Here is a 380-nt window from a genome sequence, read left to right as displayed (position 1 = left end):
CCACCTTCCTGCGCGCGATCGAGCTGACCGAGGTCGACGCGGAGCGCGCCGACCGTGCGTTCACCGCCCAGCCTCGGCCTGTCCCGTGGCCGAAGGCCTACGGCGGGGACTCCGTCGCGCAGAGCATGGCGGCGGCGATCCGCACGGTCGACGACGACCGCACGCTGCACTCGGTGCACAGCACCTTCCTGCGCGGCGTCGACGTCAACGAGCCCGTGCGCTACGAGGTCGAGCTGGTCCGCGATGGACGGGGGTTCTCCACCCGTCACGTGCGCGGCCACCAGCACGGAAAGCTCGCCTTCATGGCGACCGCGTCTTTCCACGTGCCCGAGGAGTTCCCCGAGCATGCACCGGACATGCCCGACGTTCCCGCGCCGGAG

General features: G+C 71.3%; 1 protein-coding gene. It reads left to right on the top strand.

Annotation, left to right across the window (positions count from 1 at the left end):
* The coding region (locus tag KI686_RS15845) for an acyl-CoA thioesterase (protein WP_237590300.1) at window positions 1-380 on the top strand (380 nt) is incomplete at both ends.

Source organism: Polaribacter sargassicola (assembly GCF_021991835.1).
Classification (GTDB): domain Bacteria; phylum Bacteroidota; class Bacteroidia; order Flavobacteriales; family Flavobacteriaceae; genus Polaribacter; species Polaribacter sargassicola.
Note: the sequence above shows the minus strand (reverse complement) of the source record. Positions and strands in the feature narration are given on the sequence as shown.